This window comes from Bacillus methanolicus MGA3 (assembly GCF_000724485.1).
Classification (GTDB): domain Bacteria; phylum Bacillota; class Bacilli; order Bacillales; family Cytobacillaceae; genus Bacillus_Z; species Bacillus_Z methanolicus_A.
The window spans coordinates 2,016,931-2,033,927 of record NZ_CP007739.1; the positions used below are offsets into that span (position 1 = coordinate 2,016,931).

19 protein-coding genes and 1 pseudogene are annotated in these 16,997 nt (G+C 38.4%); 4 read left to right on the forward strand and 16 right to left on the reverse strand.

Annotated elements, in window-relative coordinates; translation table 11 throughout:
* Positions 1 to 18: 18 nt before the first annotated feature.
* From BMMGA3_RS09735 to BMMGA3_RS09745, 3 genes are read right to left on the reverse strand one after another with little or no spacing between them, the layout of a single operon-like run.
* Positions 19 to 681, reverse strand: coding sequence for a 3-oxoacid CoA-transferase subunit B (locus BMMGA3_RS09735; protein ID WP_004435001.1), 663 nt, complete (start codon positions 679 to 681; stop codon positions 19 to 21).
* Positions 666 to 1,358, reverse strand: coding sequence for a CoA transferase subunit A (locus BMMGA3_RS09740; protein WP_004435003.1), 693 nt, complete (start codon positions 1,356 to 1,358; stop codon positions 666 to 668). Before BMMGA3_RS09740 ends, BMMGA3_RS09735 begins: the two co-directional genes overlap by 16 nt.
* On the reverse strand, positions 1,359 to 2,714 hold the full coding sequence (locus BMMGA3_RS09745) for an aspartate aminotransferase family protein (RefSeq protein ID WP_038502195.1): 1,356 nt from the start codon (positions 2,712 to 2,714) through the stop codon (positions 1,359 to 1,361).
* Between the two features lie 423 nt (positions 2,715 to 3,137).
* Between BMMGA3_RS09745 and BMMGA3_RS09750 the strand changes: the two genes are divergently transcribed.
* On the forward strand, positions 3,138 to 3,428 hold the full coding sequence (locus tag BMMGA3_RS09750) for a hypothetical protein (protein ID WP_004435008.1): 291 nt from the start codon (positions 3,138 to 3,140) through the stop codon (positions 3,426 to 3,428).
* A 230-nt stretch (positions 3,429 to 3,658) separates the two neighbouring features.
* Here the strand turns inward: BMMGA3_RS09750 and BMMGA3_RS09755 are convergent, their stop codons facing one another.
* Both BMMGA3_RS09755 and BMMGA3_RS17410 read right to left on the reverse strand, forming a co-directional pair.
* Complete coding sequence (locus BMMGA3_RS09755; RefSeq protein WP_004435009.1) at positions 3,659 to 5,125, reverse strand: NAD(P)/FAD-dependent oxidoreductase; 1,467 nt, start codon at positions 5,123 to 5,125, stop codon at positions 3,659 to 3,661.
* Positions 5,126 to 5,346: 221 nt separating this feature from the next.
* On the reverse strand, positions 5,347 to 5,466 hold the full coding sequence (locus BMMGA3_RS17410; protein ID WP_155815578.1) for a YjcZ family sporulation protein: 120 nt from the start codon (positions 5,464 to 5,466) through the stop codon (positions 5,347 to 5,349).
* A 275-nt stretch (positions 5,467 to 5,741) separates the two neighbouring features.
* Here BMMGA3_RS17410 and BMMGA3_RS09765 point away from each other — a divergent pair, with 275 nt between their 5' ends.
* Both BMMGA3_RS09765 and BMMGA3_RS09770 read left to right on the forward strand, forming a co-directional pair.
* Positions 5,742 to 6,827 carry an SGNH/GDSL hydrolase family protein gene (locus BMMGA3_RS09765; protein WP_004435013.1) on the forward strand — a complete coding sequence of 362 codons (1,086 nt, stop codon included), beginning with the start codon at positions 5,742 to 5,744 and terminating at the stop codon, positions 6,825 to 6,827.
* A gap of 148 nt (positions 6,828 to 6,975) precedes the next feature.
* Positions 6,976 to 7,572, forward strand: coding sequence for a DUF502 domain-containing protein (locus tag BMMGA3_RS09770; protein ID WP_004435015.1), 597 nt, complete (start codon positions 6,976 to 6,978; stop codon positions 7,570 to 7,572).
* Positions 7,573 to 7,616: 44 nt separating this feature from the next.
* Here the strand turns inward: BMMGA3_RS09770 and msrB are convergent, their stop codons facing one another.
* Complete coding sequence (gene msrB, locus BMMGA3_RS18435; RefSeq protein WP_237712857.1) at positions 7,617 to 8,060, reverse strand: peptide-methionine (R)-S-oxide reductase MsrB; 444 nt, start codon at positions 8,058 to 8,060, stop codon at positions 7,617 to 7,619.
* Positions 8,061 to 8,594: pseudogene (msrA, locus tag BMMGA3_RS18440) on the reverse strand (peptide-methionine (S)-S-oxide reductase MsrA); the annotation flags it as partial.
* Positions 8,595 to 8,808: 214 nt separating this feature from the next.
* On the opposite strand from msrA, the gene BMMGA3_RS09780 reads away from it, so the two are divergent.
* Positions 8,809 to 10,182, forward strand: a complete 1,374-nt coding sequence (locus BMMGA3_RS09780; protein ID WP_004435019.1) for an RsmF rRNA methyltransferase first C-terminal domain-containing protein — start codon at positions 8,809 to 8,811, stop codon at positions 10,180 to 10,182.
* 103 nt (positions 10,183 to 10,285) lie between these two features.
* Here the strand turns inward: BMMGA3_RS09780 and BMMGA3_RS09785 are convergent, their stop codons facing one another.
* The 9 genes from BMMGA3_RS09785 to BMMGA3_RS09825 all read right to left on the reverse strand — a co-directional run bounded on the left by BMMGA3_RS09785 (position 10,286) and on the right by BMMGA3_RS09825 (position 16,920).
* Complete coding sequence (locus BMMGA3_RS09785; protein ID WP_004435020.1) at positions 10,286 to 10,864, reverse strand: YpmS family protein; 579 nt, start codon at positions 10,862 to 10,864, stop codon at positions 10,286 to 10,288.
* The gene (locus BMMGA3_RS09790; protein WP_004435022.1) at positions 10,861 to 11,703 is read right to left on the reverse strand and encodes an SGNH/GDSL hydrolase family protein; all 843 of its coding nucleotides are present in this window, start codon (positions 11,701 to 11,703) and stop codon (positions 10,861 to 10,863) included. Before BMMGA3_RS09790 ends, BMMGA3_RS09785 begins: the two co-directional genes overlap by 4 nt.
* 101 nt (positions 11,704 to 11,804) lie before the next feature.
* Entirely contained in the window at positions 11,805 to 12,383 is a 579-nt protein-coding gene (locus BMMGA3_RS09795) for an SCO family protein (protein ID WP_004435024.1), read from the reverse strand.
* A gap of 226 nt (positions 12,384 to 12,609) precedes the next feature.
* Entirely contained in the window at positions 12,610 to 12,861 is a 252-nt protein-coding gene (locus BMMGA3_RS09800) for a YpmP family protein (protein ID WP_004435027.1), read from the reverse strand.
* Between the two features lie 155 nt (positions 12,862 to 13,016).
* Positions 13,017 to 13,763, reverse strand: coding sequence for a twin-arginine translocase subunit TatC (gene tatC / locus BMMGA3_RS09805; RefSeq protein ID WP_004435030.1), 747 nt, complete (start codon positions 13,761 to 13,763; stop codon positions 13,017 to 13,019).
* 58 nt (positions 13,764 to 13,821) lie between these two features.
* Positions 13,822 to 14,013, reverse strand: a complete 192-nt coding sequence (gene tatA / locus BMMGA3_RS09810) for a twin-arginine translocase TatA/TatE family subunit (RefSeq protein WP_004435033.1) — start codon at positions 14,011 to 14,013, stop codon at positions 13,822 to 13,824.
* A 145-nt stretch (positions 14,014 to 14,158) separates the two neighbouring features.
* Entirely contained in the window at positions 14,159 to 15,427 is a 1,269-nt protein-coding gene (gene ilvA / locus BMMGA3_RS09815; RefSeq protein WP_004435034.1) for a threonine ammonia-lyase IlvA, read from the reverse strand.
* Positions 15,428 to 15,643: 216 nt separating this feature from the next.
* Positions 15,644 to 16,129: a dihydrofolate reductase gene (locus BMMGA3_RS09820; RefSeq protein ID WP_004435037.1), complete on the reverse strand. Its 486-nt coding sequence runs from the start codon at positions 16,127 to 16,129 to the stop codon at positions 15,644 to 15,646.
* Complete coding sequence (locus tag BMMGA3_RS09825; RefSeq protein WP_004435040.1) at positions 16,126 to 16,920, reverse strand: thymidylate synthase; 795 nt, start codon at positions 16,918 to 16,920, stop codon at positions 16,126 to 16,128. Before BMMGA3_RS09825 ends, BMMGA3_RS09820 begins: the two co-directional genes overlap by 4 nt.
* Between the last annotated feature and the right edge of the window lie 77 nt (positions 16,921 to 16,997).

Consider the following 16,997-nt stretch of genomic DNA (forward strand, 5'->3'; position numbering starts at 1 on the left):
CTTCATGGAATGAAAAAATCAGCTAATTTGTATGAGATCCTCACTGATTTTGAACATACAGCCTGTTTTGCGTTGAACATCGTCAATTGTAAAAGGAGAAAAAATTTCTGTTAGAAGCAAATGTTCTTTTTTTACTTGAAATACTGCTATGTCTGTAATAATCAAATCGATGCACCGCCTGGAGGTTAATGGAAGTGTACATGTTTCCACAATTTTGGGCTGTCCGTTCTTATCATTATGATTCATCACGACGATGACTTTTTTTGCTTTTTGCGCAAGATCCATTGCTCCACCCATTCCCGGAACCTTTTTCCAAGGTACAATCCAATTCGCCAGATCACCCTTGCTGCTCACCTGCAGCGCCCCAAGAACAGTCATATCAATTCTTCCTCTCCTGATCATTCCAAAGGCAGTCGCGCTGTCACAATAGGATGCACCTGAGATAATTGAAACGGGAAACCCTCCGGCGTTGCATAAATTTTCATCTTCCATTCCGGTTTTCGGGCTTGGACCCATCCCGACAATTCCGTTTTCTGCATGAAACATGACGTTTATGCCATCCGGCAAATGATCAGGAATTAGAGATGGAATGCCAATCCCGAGGTTTACAACCATCCCGTTTTTTATTTCCTTTGCTGCCCTTTTTGCAATCCGGTTTCTTATGTCTATTCCCATGCCCATTTCCAATTCACTCCTCCGGAAGGTATGATAATATCGACAAACACACCCGGCGTAATAATTTCTTCCGGATTAAGACTCCCTAATGGGACGATTTCTTCCGCCTCAACGATTGTGATATCTCCGGCCATTGCTACTAATGGATTTGTGTTTCTTGCACTTTTGTCATAAATTAAATTTCCGTAAGGATCTGCTTTTTTGGCAAAAACAATTGATACATCAGCTGTTAACGCAGTTTCTACCAAAAATTTCTTTCCATTTATCAGGACCTTTTCTTTGTCTTTTGTAACCAGCTCATTATCCATACCTATATCGGTTAAAACTCCCGCAAGTCCTACTCCGCCGGCACGAATCCTTTCGGCTAGCGTTCCTTGTGGTGAAAATTCTACTTCCAATTCTCCTGCATTCATCATATTGCCAGCAATTGGATTCGAACCTATATGAGATGCAATCACTTTCCTTGCACGTCCGTTGCTAATGATTTTTCCGATGCCGATATGGGGAAATCCTGTATCATTCCCGATTAATGTTAAGTCCTTAACTCCTTTATCAAGAAGTCCATCAATTAGTGTCGGCGGCGTGCCGACCCCGCCGAAACCGCCGAACATGACGGTCATACCATCATAAAAATACTCTAAAACTTTTTCAAGAGTCGTAATTTTACCGAAAGGGTTTTCCATTTACACGCCACCTTCCTTCCTCGGTTCCAGAACTTCTTGGTCCAAAAGCTCAAGAGAAGTTTGAAGAAGGCTGACCAATTCATCGATTTCTTGCTTTGTAATCGTAAGTGGCGGAGCAATCAGTATGGCATCTCCATTTATTCCATCCGTCCCTGCAGCAGCTGGATACAGCAGCAGACCATGCTCCTGAGCTATTTCGATCAGCGACTGTATCAGTCTGGTGGTTCGCGGAAAAGGAGTTTTTTGTGAATCTTGGACAAATTCAAGGCCTATTAATAAGCCTTTTCCGCGAACGTCTCCAATGAAGGGATATTTATTTTGAAGTTTTTTCAGCTTTTTAAATAAGTAGATGCTTTTCTGTTCTACACCTTCGATCAATTTGTTTTTTTCTATATATTCAAGAACTGAAAGCGACACTGCACAAGAGTGGGGGTTGGCGCTTAACGTGTGACCGCTCATAATCATTTTGGAACCGTTTACAATTGTTTTGATTATTTTTTCACTCACGAGCGCTGCTGCGATAGGAGTGTACCCGGCTCCCATCCCTTTCCCCAAGGCGATCAAATCCGGAATAATGCCCCAATGTTCACAGGCAAACATTTTTCCCGTTCTTCCAAACCCGGTCATCACTTCATCTGCAATAAAAAGAATATCGTTTTTCTCACAAATTTCTTTGATCACTTTGTAATAGCCTTCAGGAGGGGAAATTGCACCGCCAGCCGCTCCAATAACAGGCTCTGCAATAAATGCTGCGATATGATCAGCACCAATTCGGCGAATGGCAGTTTCAAGCTCTTTTGCACATAAATAACCGCATTCTGGGGCAGTCAAATTATAAGGGCACCGGTAGCAATACGGAGGATGAATCGTTGGAAAATCCTCGAGCAGCGGAACGAACCTCGCCCTTCTGGCGGTATGTCCCGACATCGATAGTGCACCGAGGGTAATCCCATGGTAACTTAGCCATCTGGACAATACTTTTGTTTTTGTCTGTTTCCCTTTTTCCTGCCAATATTGGATCGCAATTTTCATTGCTGTTTCAGTTGCTTCGGAACCGCTGTTCACAAAAAAACACCATTTCAAGTCGCCAATGGAGTTTTCGGCAATCTTCCTTGCTAAATTTTCGGCTGCTTCACTCGTAAATTGGGACCGATAGACGAATGAAACCTTTTTCGCTTGTTCGTTCATCGCCTCGATAATTTCTTCCACTCCATGGCCAATATTGGCGGTGATAGCTCCTGAGCACGCATCTAAATATTTTTTTCCTTGCTTATCATATAAAAACACACCTTTGCCATAATCAATCAGAGGATATTGTGCATCCAAAGAAGGCTTAATTAAAAAAGACGGATCCATGTCCTTTCACCTCATTACTGGCATTTTTTCTGGACAATTATTAAATTGTATGAAATAAAAGAACGAATCTTTCATAAAGAATAAAAAAACAGCCACTGAAAAGATGGCTGTTTAACGCTTTAACGTATTGAGGGTTTTACTTACGTTGTATTAACGCGTTAACGCTTTACTATAGGATAACTTTTCTCTTGTTCAGCGGTGCTTACTCCCGTTCAAGACGTGTTTACTCCCGTTCGAACCGCCTTTACTCCCGTTCAGCTCGCGTTTACTCTCGTTCAGCACGTGTTTACTGATATTTGGTCAATAAATAGGATATTTGTTTTTAGGAATGCCAATTAATACAAGATTCTTAACTCCAATAACGGAAATACATTTCTTAAGAACTTGAAATGAGTTATACTACCTTATAGGGAGGTGAAAAAGATGGCACAAGATCGTTTGGATAAAATGGAAGAAATGTTTTCCACATTAATTTCCATGGTCGGAAACATCAATGATAAACAAAATCAAATGGGCGAAAAGCTGGACAGAGTGGAGAACAGGCTCGACAAGCTGGAAAAAAGGCTTGACAAGCTGGAGGACGGCCAAAAAGCGATGCGAGATGAAATTATGGCAAAGCTAAAAGATATGCAAGCCGACCAGGATCATATTTGGGAAAAGGCCGCGAGAAATGAAAGGGATCTTGCAAAATTAAAAATTCACCTTCAGCTTTAACCCCCCTCAAAAATTTCTGCGAGTGTTCATAGTTACGTCCACTGAAATCATCCCTACTACTGGTCCTTGTCTTTTATAACCATTGAAACGGAAACAAAATATTTAGGAAAAACGGGAAAAACTTTAATGTCTCTTCCAGAAAGTCTTATGTTATTTCAAAATCTTGCTCATTAATTATAATGTAATAATCACTCCCATTCATTATGGGAGTGACCTCTTAAATTGTTCTATTATGCGAATGTCGGCTCTTTGCGTCCTGATTGCTTCATTTTTTCAATTATATCCCGGGCAATCCAGACACCACATGCACTTGCCTGCGCCAGCCCTCTCGTAATCCCTGCACCGTCTCCTCCAACATATAGGCCGCTTATTTCTGTTTCAAACCTGTCGTTTAATTTCGGACGAGCCGAGTAAAATTTCGCTTCTACACCATAAAATAAAGTATGTTCAGAAGCGATACCTGGGGTAACGTGGTTTAATGCTTCTGTCATTTCGATCAAACTTTTTAGCGTGTTATACGGCAAAACAAGGCCAAGGTCGCCAGGAACAGCTTCTTTTAACGTAGGTTCAATGAATCCTTCTTTTATTCTTTTCTCTGTTGATCTTCTTCCTTTTAAAAGATCCCCGTACTTTTGAACGATAATTCCACCGTTTGATAAGCTGTTTGCCAATCGGGAAATTTCATGAGCGTATTCATTAGGCTTATCAAATGGTTCAGAAAATGTATGAGAAACAAGAAGAGCAAAATTCGTATTCTTGCTTCCTAATTTCGGGTCTCTAAAAGCGTGGCCATTTGCGAGCATCGTTCCGGAATGGTTCTCTACTACTACATGGCCGGAAGGATTGCTGCAGAAGGTCCGTACTTTTGTACCAACCGATGTATTAAATACAAATTTTCCTTCATACAAGTGCTCGTTAATCTCTTCCATTACGATATCAGAGGTCTCTACCCGGACCCCAATGTCTACTTGGTTGTTGGTCATTTTCAGCCGGCGTGATTTTAACAATTGGGACAGCCATTTGGAACCGTCACGCCCCGGGGCAATGACTACTTTTTCTGCGGAAATCTTATCGCCATTTCTAAGCTGGATTCCGTTGACCTTCCAGCCTTCCGCCGTTTTCTCGGTTAATAGATCCTCTACCTCTGTTTTAAATGCCATATCAACTTTTTCTTTTAAGTATTCAAAGATGCTTTTTAAAATCTCCAGGTTATGTTCCGTTCCTAAATGGCGCACTTGTGCTCTTAACAGTTTTAAACCGGCTGCATAGGCACGGCGCTCAATTTCTCTTACTTTATCAGTCATAGGATCGGTAATGTTTGTTGTGGCACCGTGCTGTAGATTGATTTCATCAACATATTTTATTAACTCAACTACTTTAGATTCAGGAAGATAGTCGGTCATCCAGCCGCCGAATTCGCTTGTAATGTTGAATTTTCCGTCAGAGTATGCACCTGCTCCCCCGAAACCATTTGTAATTGAACATGCAGGCAAACATCCTGCAAAGTCTTTCTTTCCGGCCGGCGGCGGGCATTTTTCAATTTTCCTTTGAAGGATCGGGCAATTTCTCCTATATATATCATGTCCTTTATCAACAAGCAGAACTTTTGCTTCAGGCATTTTTAAAGTCAGTTCATAACATGTAAAAATTCCAGCCGGACCTGCGCCGACAACGATCACATCATAATTAGCTTTCACAGGTTTTAACCCCCAAGTGTTCCTTTATTTTCGGTTTTTCCTTTACCATTTGTTACTATATCAGAATACATTATCCCAGTCAATGTTTTTTTACGAACTATTTTTGTTTTTTTAGGTTTTAATGTTCGTTTTTTAATTATTTCCCAAAAAATCAGACTTTTCACAAATGAAAAAAGGATGTCTCGAATAAAATGAGACAATCCTTTTTCTTTCCAAATTATTTAACACCTTCCAAAACAACTGGCGCCGATGATTATTAAAAGAATGAACAACACAACGATTAACGCAAACGAATTATGGAATCCAGCACCTGCAACAGGGTAGCAGTAGGCAGGTTCTATTGCAACAGGTGAAGTGTAACCACAGCTATCATAACCGTAATACATGGACATCACTCCTTTTTTGTGTTAGCAATTCCTTCTTACAATATGAATTAAGTACTTGACCTGCATATGTTATTCGCCCAATTTTTTTTTAAAAATTAGGCTTCACTATATAGAAACAATATCTCTTTTTTTACCAGTTCAAGAAAATGAATCTTTTTCGCAATATTGTTTTAAGATATATTTGATTCAAAGTGAAGATGGTCTGTTTTTAACAAGGGGCTGCTGCATAGATGAAAACAAAGATAAGTTTTGCTCTCGGGTCACTGATTGTTCTGTTTTCTATCTTGTATCTGGCAGAATATCTGACGAAAGCTGAACATACTAAGAACATAAACTTATTTGACAAACTTTCTAATAGGAAATCCTTCCAATATCTAATTGTAGGGGACAGTATTGGAAAAGGTTCCGGTGCTGAAGATAAAAGTAAAACCTGGTTTCATCAACTTGAGGGATTTATCAAAAATCAATACGGAAGCACAGCTAAGAGATATTCTGTTGTACAAAGCGGAGCTACTGCTTTTGAAGGAATTTATAAGTTCCAAGAAGCAAATCTTCCGAAACAAATGGATTTCATTTTTATCGTATTTGGTGAAAATGATCGCAAATATATGAATTCCGGCCAATTTGCATACTTTTATGAAAAGCTGGTCAGGCAAGTAAAAAAGCGCTATCCTTCTGCAGAAATTTTTACATTCACCGAAAGCTGTTTAAACGTTGAATCGTTTGCTAAAGAGATCAAAAGAATATCTAATTATTATGGTGCGGTCAACATTGATATGAGAGTGCCGTTCCACCAATCAAAACTCTCAACCGGAGAATTAACGGCCGATTTCATCCATCCAAACGGAAAAGGATATAAGCTTTATGCAAAAGAAGTACTGAAAACGCTGAAAAAAAACATTTATAAAAAAGCAGTAAAAACGGCAATGCCTCCACCTTTATATGAAAATTCCGATGTAAAATTTCAAAATAAAAGTTCTTTCAAAGAAAATAAAGGGTTTTATTGTCATCAAGGGTTCATGATCAGCACTGGTAAACATAATTTTTTGGAATATGAGTTTACCGGACCGTTTCTTGGAGTCAACGTCCTTCGAAATAAACACGGAGGATTAATGAATGTGTTTCTTGATGATCAGTATTATACAACCATTTCTACATGGTGGCCTGTTGATCAAATAAGACATTTATATATCGCAAGCGGGTTAGATGAAGGGAAACACCGTGTCAAATTTGTCGTAACAGGAGAAAAATCGTTAAATCATGTTACTGAGAAAACAGATGTGAAAATTTCTTCTATTATTGTCGCAAAGAAATAAAAAATGTACAGGAGATCATTTAAGATGCAAAGGGAGCCTTTTTAGAAGGATTCCTTTTTTGCTTTCCATCAAATAAATATTTGATATTGCCAGAAAAACAGTGTATAAATCTAATTATCGATACAATGAAAACAGGAGATAGAAAGCTATGAAGAGCATTTTTCGCAATTTTATTAACGGGATATTAACAATCGTTCCAATTATCCTTGTCATTTATGTTGTCTTTAAAACATTTCTTTTTTTAGACAGCCTGCTCGGGAACGTTCTGAAACCATATTTGAAAGACGACTACATTCCCGGAATCGGCCTGCTCGCAACACTTGCTTTAATTACAATATTAGGCTGGCTGTCTACGAAATTTTTGACGGGAACAATCATCAAATTGATCGACCGCCTTCTTGAAAAAATCCCGGTGGTGAAGACAATTTATTCCGTTATTAAAGATACAATCCACTCTTTTCTTGGCGAAAAGAAATCTTTTTCAAAAGTTGCACTTGTAACAATTCCCGGAACGGAAATGAAAAGCATTGGGTTTATTACCGCTGAAAACCTTGAAACTTTCTATAACCCTTTAAAAGATTACACAGCCGTTTATATACCGCAAACTTTTCAATTCGCGGGAATGACCTTCTTAATTCCGAAAGAACAGATTGAAATTATAGACGTAAAGCCTGAAGATGCTATGAAGTTTATCCTTTCCGGGGGCATGACATCAAAAAGAGGAAATCAAGTTGGGGAATTGTAAAAGCCGCCAAAAAAGGCGGCTCTTTCTCATTATTTCAACCTGCATTATTTTTCATCCTCAAATAAAGACAAATATTCGCCATATCCTTCTTCTACCAATTTTTCCTTAGGGATAAACTTTAAAGCCGCAGAATTAATGCAGTATCGCAAGCCGGACGGTCCAGGCCCGTCATTGAAAACATGGCCCAAATGAGAATCAGCGCTTTTGCTTCGCACTTCTGTCCGGACCATATTATGGCTCAAATCCAGTTTTTCCACAATTTCTTCTTCATCGATCGGTTTTGTAAAACTAGGCCATCCACAACCGGCATCATATTTATCCTTTGAACTGAACAAAGGCTTTCCTGATACGATATCGACATAAATTCCATCCCTTGTTTCATTCCAGTATTCATTATGGAATGGCGGCTCAGTGCCGTTGTTCTGTGTAACTTCAAACTGGATCGGGGTCAATTTCTTCTTTAGCTCATTTAGATCTTTATTAATCATCTTATCGCGCCAATGCTTTCTGATGAAATCTTCCCTTCCAGATGCTTTATTATACGCTTCATACCTGATCGGATTCTTTTTGTAAAAATCTTGATGATAGTCTTCAGCAGGATAGAACGGCTTGGCAGGCAAGATTTTTGTTACAATCGGCTTGTGAAAACGGCCGCTTTCGGCAAGCTGCTGTTTTGATTGCTCGGCTAACTGCTTTTGTTTGTCATTGTGATAAAAAATTGCAGTCTGATATGATGTTCCCCTGTCATAAAACTGGCCGCCCGGATCAGTAGGATCAATTTGCTGCCAATAGATTTCAAGCAGTTTTTCATATGGAAAAACTTCCGGATCAAATGTAATCTGAACGGCCTCATAATGTCCGGTAGTACCTGAGCAAACCTCTTCATAAGTAGGATTTTCTTTCTCACCGCCTGTATATCCGGATACGATTTTAACAATACCATGCTGTTCATCAAAAGGCTTGACCATGCACCAAAAACACCCTCCGGCAAACGTTGCGAGCTCATAGTTTTTTTCTGACATAACAAAATGCACCTCTTTTTGATCAACATACCTCTTTGTATTTATAAGCATATAAGAAAATGGAGGCCTATGCAAAAAAAACCTCTTAACAATAGTTTTAACCGTGTTTTTGAGAGATATAGACCACACCTTGACATTTCGGCGAAGAATCGTGAAGATATTTTCATGTAGACCTAAATGTAGTATGGCCTATATTTTTGAAAGGAGCTTATTTGTGAATTTACCTGAAAATTTTATTGCAAAAATGTTTAGTCTTCTTGAAGACGAAGCTCAGGCATTTTTTCAAACATATACGAAAGAAAAAGCCAGCGGATTAAGGATTAACCCCATTAAAATAACTTGTGAACAATGGGAACGTCTTTCTCCTTTTTCACTGCAAAAAATTCCCTTTGTCCAGAACGGCTATTTTTATGACCCTGAATTCGATCAGCCTGGAAAACATCCGTTTCATGCGGCAGGATTGTACTATATTCAAGAGCCAAGTGCCATGTTTGTAGCCGAACAGCTGGATCCTAAAGGGACAGAAAAAGTTCTTGATTTATGTGCTGCTCCAGGCGGAAAAACAACCCAGTTAGCCGGGTTAATGAATAATGAGGGTTTGCTTTTGGCTAATGAAATTCATCCTAAACGCGCGAAAGCATTGTCTGAAAATATTGAACGTCTCGGCATTACAAATACTGTTGTGACCAATGAAACTCCAGAGAAACTGGCAGAAAGATTCCCTGGCTACTTCGATAAGATTCTTGTCGATGCCCCATGTTCGGGCGAAGGAATGTTCCGTAAAGATGAGGAAGCAATTAAGTTTTGGAGCGAAAAGCATGTTGAAGCCTGTGCTTTACAGCAAAGATATATATTGGACTCTGCTTATAAAATGCTAAAAGAAGGGGGTATCCTCGTATATTCAACATGCACGTTTTCCCCCGAAGAAAATGAACAAACGATTGAACAATTTATCGAAAATTATACGGATATGGAATTAATGGATATACAAAAACCTCCGTGTGTAGATAATGGAAATCCCGCATGGTCAATATCGAAAAATAGTGAATTAACAAAGACAGCAAGACTTTGGCCGCACCACCTAAAAGGCGAAGGGCATTTTGTAGCAAAGCTTCGTAAAAACGGGACCGGAAATCCGGGAAGTGTAAAGCCAGCCCTTAGCAATGTCACAAAAAATCAGGTGACTGATTACTTCAAGTTTGTGAAAGAAAGTTTATCGCGAATCCCTTTCAAAAATTTATTTTTGTTCAATCAAAAACTTTATTCCCTTCCGGAAGACTGCTTTGATTTAACTGGTTTAAAAGTTCTTCGTGCAGGCCTCCACCTAGGGGAATTGAAGAAAAACCGTTTTGAACCAAACCATTCTCTCGCCCTAGCACTAAAGAAAGAAGAGGCTGTCCATACTTTTTCTCTTACAACGGAAAATGACAGCTGGCTTCGTTACTTAAAAGGAGAAACTTTTTCAAGTGAAGGAGATAGAGGCTGGATGCTTGTTACAATCGATGGTTTTCCGCTTGGCTGGGGAAAGGAAGCAAAAGGAACATTAAAGAACTTCTATCCAAAAGGCCTGCGAATACACGGGGCATAATAAAATAAAACATCCGTCAGTGGAGAGTTTACTTCCTTTTCATGCGAGATAAAAAAGGGCCGGCACAATACGGTAAGACTTCCGGAAGCGCCTGGCCCTTTTTTTACTTAGTTGGAACTAACAAGGTGAATTTTATCTTGTCTTTTTTTAGATCGAATTCATTTACTTTCACTTTAACATCGCTTTTCAGCTTCAATTTTTGCAAGGCTACATATACCATTTCGTCATTTGGAACAATCGTAACCCAATCAGGCAGATGGTAGCTGTCACGAACAAATTTAAGCACATAAGAAACCGGAAGCTGCAGCTGGCCGATGGAAATTGATTTTTGCCTTAAGACGAGATTACCGTTATCTAATGCTTCCGGTTCAAAAGTTAATTTCATCTTGAGATCACGGCTGAAAACAGGCATGGTACCGTATAATTCTACTTCATCCCTGAGCAAAACCTTGTAATTGATCGGACCGGTTAGCCCTTCTTTTTCAAGATAATGATTGATGACTTTGTTTAAATCTTCTTTATTCGTATTAATGACAAACTTTACATCCTCGCCATTATCCACTCTTGCCATTTCTGTGCCCTCATGATCTGGTGGCAAGCTAATGAGAATAGATACAACAGCAGCGGCTGCTATATTAATCCCTAATAAAAGAAAAAATAATATTTTCCACTTGTTTTTCATCTAACCTGATTCTCCTCTTTTCTAGCAGTAACCCGCTCTCCAGTGAGCTTATCAAGTCCTTGGCTTTTAAGGGTCTCAAACATTCTTTCTGCAATTAGTTTATACCCTTTATCATTTGGATGGAAATAATCCTTATACAGTAAATTCTCCCGCGATTCCATGAAAATATCTTCTACCTCAACAAAATAAGCTTTTTTATATTTTGAAAGAATCGATTTGCTCGTGTTGTTCCAGTCAGAAATAATTCGATTCATTTCTTTAATATCCGAAAACCATTTAAAGAATGGATTGTACAGTCCAAGAAGCAAAACCGTGCTGTCAGGATTTAGCGTTTTCACCTTCTCAATCGTCTTATTCAATCGTTTTTCATATAATTTCTTTTCCCCTTCAAAATCTTGAAGCCTTAAATTTGAAAAATTTTTGCGAACAACATTCATGACATCATTGCCGCCGATCGTGATGACAACAATATCTGCCTCTTTTATTGCTTCCTTCACTTTATATGTTTCCAACTTTTCCAACAGCTGCGGCGTTTTAAGGCCTCTTACTCCAAAATTATAAAATTCTGCTTTGTTAATGGACTTCTCTTTTTCAAGCATTTCTTCAAGGTAAGGCAAATAGCCTCCACGTCCCGTACTATCACCGACACCTTGAGTCAAAGAATCACCGATACATACAACTTTGAGATCTTTTGGTAAATTTTCTTTGGGAATTTTTTGATTTAAGCTGATTCCCGTTTCTTTTATGGAATTAACCTTTTCAGCCCCGGAAAAAGGAAAATAATTATAAAAAATGAAAAGAAAAGTGCAGATAAATAGAAGGGTGAACGCCTTCTTCATCGAATCACCCACCTTATGATTTTTACGCCTTATTATAACATGATTTTTGCCCATGAAAGCCAATAGCCTTTTGATACACAAAAAATAGGCCCTTTTTCGGCCTATTGAAGTGCTTTAATATCATTTATAATTTCATCAAAAGGAACGTCATTTAAACCTGTATATTCTTTCATCACATGTCCATTCTTGTCAATGAGATAGAAACTTGTTCCGTGAATAACCTGATCACCTTTTTCAGGCTTTTTCACAAGCGCTTTGAAATTGTCAAGCGCAAATTTTTCAATTTCAGCCTGTGTATAACCTGTTAGAAAATGCCAGTTCCTTTGATCGGCGTTGTACTTCTCGCCATACTTTTTCAGTGTTTCGGGTTTATCCACAGTCGGATCAACGCTGAACGAAACAAATTGAATATTCTTAATTCCTTCTTTTTTCACCTTTTTTTGCAGTTTTACCATATTAAAAGTCATTGGTGGACAAACATCGGGACAATTTGTGTAAATGAAATCAGCAACCCAAACTTTTCCTTTTAGATCTTTTAAACCAAACTTATCTCCATTTTGATCTGTAAAAGTAAAATCTTTAAGCGGTCTATCAATCGCATTTTTTATTTTATTTTGGCCGCACGCAGAAAGGATAAGTACGAGAATAAGTACTGTAGCGCTAATTAACTTGCGATTCATTATTTCTTTCACCTGCTATTCTTTTTATACTCTTGACTTATTCTAGCAAACAAATATGAAAGAAGAAAGAAAAATCTTTAACAAACTTGTGAAAAACGACGGTATCCCTACTAGAGTACCTGTTTGAAAACTTGCAAGTTTTCTATGAATCATTTTTTTATTCCAAAACAATTTCACCAAGTTGCAAAATAAAAAGAGCACCGGCACCCCGGTTACTCAAAATGTATTAGGCATTATTTTTTAATTCAGTTGAGTTGAAAATCTGTTCATAGTCAGGCCATTTCATCACTCTCTTTAAGTGGTTCCTGAATGAATAGCACTTCCTGGCCTTTCTCTCATAGTAAAGAGTTGTAATGAATGTCTGCAAACGGACTTGGATCATAAAATAAAAAGGGTTATCTTCCTCCAATACAGGAATATCAATGACTTTTACCTTCTGTCCAACAACATTTTTGAACTCCAGGCTTTTAAATAACAAAATATCAATCCTCTTTTTCACCCGTTTGACTATATTATACCCTATTTCCGCATCGAAATGTGTCTTAATGTGCGGAGAAGAAAAATATTTATGAAGAAAGCATGAAAAATAAACGGCAACGCAATGGCCATTGTTTTTTGTTCAATACATTTTACTTAAACTTCCCCGCCATATTTTTCTTCCCATTCTTTTTCTCTTTTCAATTTGCGCTTGTAAACGATTTTCGATAAATTGATGCTGATTTCGTAAAGGAATAATAATGGGATCGACACTAAGAAATCCGACATAAAGTCAGGCGGAGTAATAACAACTGCAATAATAACTAAAATAAAATATGCATATTTGCGTACTTTCTGCAATACGTACGGATTAATAATGCCGAGAGATGTCAGGAACATGACGACGATCGGCAGTTCAAAAAGCACACCGAAGGGCAAGGTCATGTACATAAGAAAACGGAAGTATTTTTCCGCGGTAAAACTCGTTTCCATTAGATCTCCGCTCAACTCGATCAAAAAGTTCAAAACCGTTGGGAATATTATAAAATATCCGAAGCAAAGACCTATAATAAATAAAATAAAGAGTGCAGGAACATATGTAAGTGTAATTTTTCTCTCATTCGGTTTCAACGCCGGTCTTACAAACAACCATGCCTCGAGTGCAAATACCGGGATCGTTGCAGCAACAGCGATGACAGTGGCCAGCATAAAGTAAACCCAAAGGACATCGCTTGGACCGAGAACGATTAATTTTACATCTAGGTCGCGAACAAACCATTTATAAATATCTTTCACATATATAAAACTAACGACAAAAAAAATCATAAATGACGCAATGATAATGATCAGGCGTTTTCGCAATTCTTCTAAGTGCTCGATTACATTTAATTCCTGGTCTTTCAATCTAATCCCCTGCCAATTTTGACAATAATAAAAGAAAAGGTGCAGAAACTTCTACACCTTATTTCAAATCTTTCTTTTCATCGTCTTTTAATTCTTTCATGACGTCATTGGTTAGCTCGCTTGTCGATTTTTTAAATTCACGAAGTGTCTCGCCAAATGCACGGCCGATTTCAGGAAGTTTTTTAGGTCCAAAAATAATTAATGCTAAGACGAGTATAAGTATTAAACCTGGAACACCGATATTTGACATAGGTTTACATCCCTTTCAGTCAGCATAATAAAACTACCATGATTATATTACTTTTTTATGAAGCATGCGGTATTTAACTAAAAAATTCATAAGATGTTCACAAATTAATTTCACTTTTGGCTAATGCGCTTATCAATATAGTACACTAAACAAGCAAATGAAACAAGTTGCTATCTTTATTAATTTCTTGGAAAGGAAATCCTTTTTTCTTCATTCGCAAAATTAAATCATGGTAGTCTTCTTTTTGCTTCAATTCGATCCCTACTAGAGCCGGTCCACTTTCTTTATTGTTTTTCTTTGTATATTCAAACCTTGTAATATCATCAGTAGGTCCAAGAACTTCATCCAAAAACTCCCTTAAGGCGCCTGCACGCTGCGGAAAATTTACGATGAAGTAATAAAGCAATCCTTCATATTGAAGGGAACGCTCTTTGATCTCCTGCATTCGCCCTATATCGTTATTGCCGCCGCTAATGACGCAGACAACAGTTTTTCCTTTTATTTCCTCTTTGTATAAATCCAAAGCTGCAATAGGCAGTGCTCCAGCAGGTTCGGCAACAATTGCATGTTCATTATACATTTCCAAGATGGCTGTACAAACTTTGCCTTCAGGGACAAGCAAAATGTCGTCAACCAGCTCACTGCAAATATCCAACGTTTTTTCACCAACTGATTTAACCGCTGCTCCATCCACAAATTTATCAATTTCTTCAAGAGTGGTTACAGCACCCAATGAAATCGACGTTTTCATTGACGGTGCTCCTTCAGGCTCCACTCCAATTAATTTTGTGAATGGAGAAATACTTTTAATATATGTGCTTAATCCTGCCATGAGTCCGCCGCCGCCAATGCTGGCAAACACAAAATCGATCGGCTCTTCGCAATCATTTAAAATTTCAACCGCAACGGTGCCTTGACCTGCAATAACAGTTTCATCATCAAACGGATGGATAAAAGTGCGGCTTTCCTTTTCTGCACATAAAACTGCTTCATTATAAGAATCATCAAATGTATCGCCGACAAGAACAATTTCGACATTTCCTCTCCCAAACATTTCCACTTGACTGACTTTTTGTCTTGGGGTTGTTGACGGCATGAAGATTTTTCCGTTTACTCCAAGCTGTCGGCAGGCATAGGCCACTCCCTGGGCATGATTGCCAGCACTTGCGCATACAACACCATTTGCTAATTTTTCCTCGCTCAGCGTTTTCATAGAGTAATAAGCTCCACGCAGTTTAAAAGAGCGCACATGCTGGAGATCTTCCCTTTTTAAATAAATGTTGCACCCATACTTTTCCGATAATCGTTCATTTTTTTGAAGCGGAGTATGGGCAACGATGTCTTTTAGATGCTGGTAGGCGATCAAAATATCCTCAACCTGTACCCATTTCTTTTTTAATACTTTCTGTTCCATTCCTCATCCTTCTCTCTTACCTTTATGATTTGTACATTATACCATGTAACTTTACACTTTCAAGATAAATATTTTAAATTTTTTGTTTTTTTCAATGATTTTTGCCCTAATCTATCACCTACTGAAAATGCTTTCTATCCGCTAATTTCAGTCTTTAGGGCAGCTCCGCCCCTTTTCCCACAAAAAAACAGCCGAAAGTTCGGCTGCATCGTCTGTTTATTTTCGATTAAAAATAAGGAATTCAAAATCGTAAGGATTTTTTTCATCCTTTATTCCTTTTTCTTGTGATACGAGCTGCCATTCCTCCATATTAAGCTCTGGAAAGAATGTATCCCCCTCAAAACTGTTATGAATTAGTGTACAATACAACTTGTCAGCAAAGGGTAATATTTCTTTGAAAATTTCCGCTCCTCCAATGACGAAAACTTCTTCATTCTTTTTAGCTGCATAGTTGATAAGCTCTTGGATAGAATGAAGAATTGTGCATCCGTCACATTGAAAATCCTTTTTTCTCGTAATGACGATATTTTCTCTGCCTGGGAGATTTCTGCCGATTGAATCGTGGGTTTTTCGGCCCATCACAATTGGATGGCCCATCGTCACCCGTTTAAAAAACTTTAAGTCTTCCGGCAGGTGCCACGGGAGTTTATTGTCTTTTCCAATCACCCGGTTTTCATCCATTGCCCATATTAAAGAAATCATACACTGACAACTCCTTTAATATGCGGGTGCGGATCATAACCCTCAAGAACAAAATCTTCGTAGCGGAAATCAAAAATATCGTTTACATCTCTGGCTATTCTCATCTTTGGAAGCGGGCGTGGATCCCTCGTTAATTGAAGTTTTACTTGTTCAATATGGTTGCGATAAATATGGACATCCCCAAACGTATGTATAAATTCACCTGGTTCTAGGCTGCAAACTTTAGCAATCATTAATGTCAATAAAGCATAGGAAGCAATATTAAATGGAACACCGAGGAATACATCTGCCGAACGCTGATAAAGCTGACAGGAAAGTTTGCCATCTGCCACATAAAACTGGAACAAACAATGGCATGGCGGAAGTGCCATTTTCGGAAGATCAGCCACATTCCAGGCGCTGACAATCAATCTTCTGGAGTTTGGATTGTTCTTAATTTGATCAATCAGCTCGCTGATTTGATCAATCGTTTGGCCATCCGCTCCGGTCCATGACCGCCATTGGTGACCGTACACAGGACCAAGATCACCATTTTCATCAGCCCATTCATTCCATATCCGAACCCCATTTTCCTGAAGGTATTTAACATTTGTGTCGCCTTTTAAAAACCAGAGCAATTCATAGATAATCGATTTTACATGAAGTTTTTTCGTAGTTAACAGCGGAAAGCCTTCCTGCAAATTAAACCGCATTTGATAACCGAACGTGCTGATCGTACCGGTTCCGGTTCGGTCTTCTTTCACTGTACCATTTTTTAATATATGTTCGCAAAGTTGTAAATATTGCTTCAATGAAATCACCTCTATATCACGGAATACTTGGCTTGAGTGTCTTTCCTATTTTAACTTATTCCTGATTATTATTAAAC

Excerpts from the sequence above, each read along its gene's own strand:
- BMMGA3_RS09790 (WP_004435022.1), bottom strand. The coding sequence starts at position 11,703 with ATGAAGAAGGCGTTCACCCTTCTATTTATCTGCACTTTTCTTTTCATT.
- msrB (WP_237712857.1), bottom strand. The coding sequence starts at position 8,060 with ATGATTAATAAAGATCTAAATGAGCTAAAGAAGAAATTGACCCCGATC.
- BMMGA3_RS09770 (WP_004435015.1), top strand. The coding sequence starts at position 6,976 with ATGAAGAGCATTTTTCGCAATTTTATTAACGGGATATTAACAATCGTT.
- BMMGA3_RS09765 (WP_004435013.1), top strand. The coding sequence starts at position 5,742 with ATGAAAACAAAGATAAGTTTTGCTCTCGGGTCACTGATTGTTCTGTTT.
- BMMGA3_RS09795 (WP_004435024.1), bottom strand. The coding sequence starts at position 12,383 with ATGAATCGCAAGTTAATTAGCGCTACAGTACTTATTCTCGTACTTATC.
- BMMGA3_RS09740 (WP_004435003.1), bottom strand. The coding sequence starts at position 1,358 with ATGGAAAACCCTTTCGGTAAAATTACGACTCTTGAAAAAGTTTTAGAG.
- BMMGA3_RS09750 (WP_004435008.1), top strand. The coding sequence starts at position 3,138 with ATGGCACAAGATCGTTTGGATAAAATGGAAGAAATGTTTTCCACATTA.
- tatA (WP_004435033.1), bottom strand. The coding sequence starts at position 14,013 with ATGTCAAATATCGGTGTTCCAGGTTTAATACTTATACTCGTCTTAGCA.
- BMMGA3_RS09735 (WP_004435001.1), bottom strand. The coding sequence starts at position 681 with ATGGGCATGGGAATAGACATAAGAAACCGGATTGCAAAAAGGGCAGCA.
- BMMGA3_RS09785 (WP_004435020.1), bottom strand. The coding sequence starts at position 10,864 with ATGAAAAACAAGTGGAAAATATTATTTTTTCTTTTATTAGGGATTAAT.
- ilvA (WP_004435034.1), bottom strand. The coding sequence starts at position 15,427 with ATGGAACAGAAAGTATTAAAAAAGAAATGGGTACAGGTTGAGGATATT.
- BMMGA3_RS09820 (WP_004435037.1), bottom strand. The coding sequence starts at position 16,129 with ATGATTTCTTTAATATGGGCAATGGATGAAAACCGGGTGATTGGAAAA.
- BMMGA3_RS09745 (WP_038502195.1), bottom strand. The coding sequence starts at position 2,714 with ATGGATCCGTCTTTTTTAATTAAGCCTTCTTTGGATGCACAATATCCT.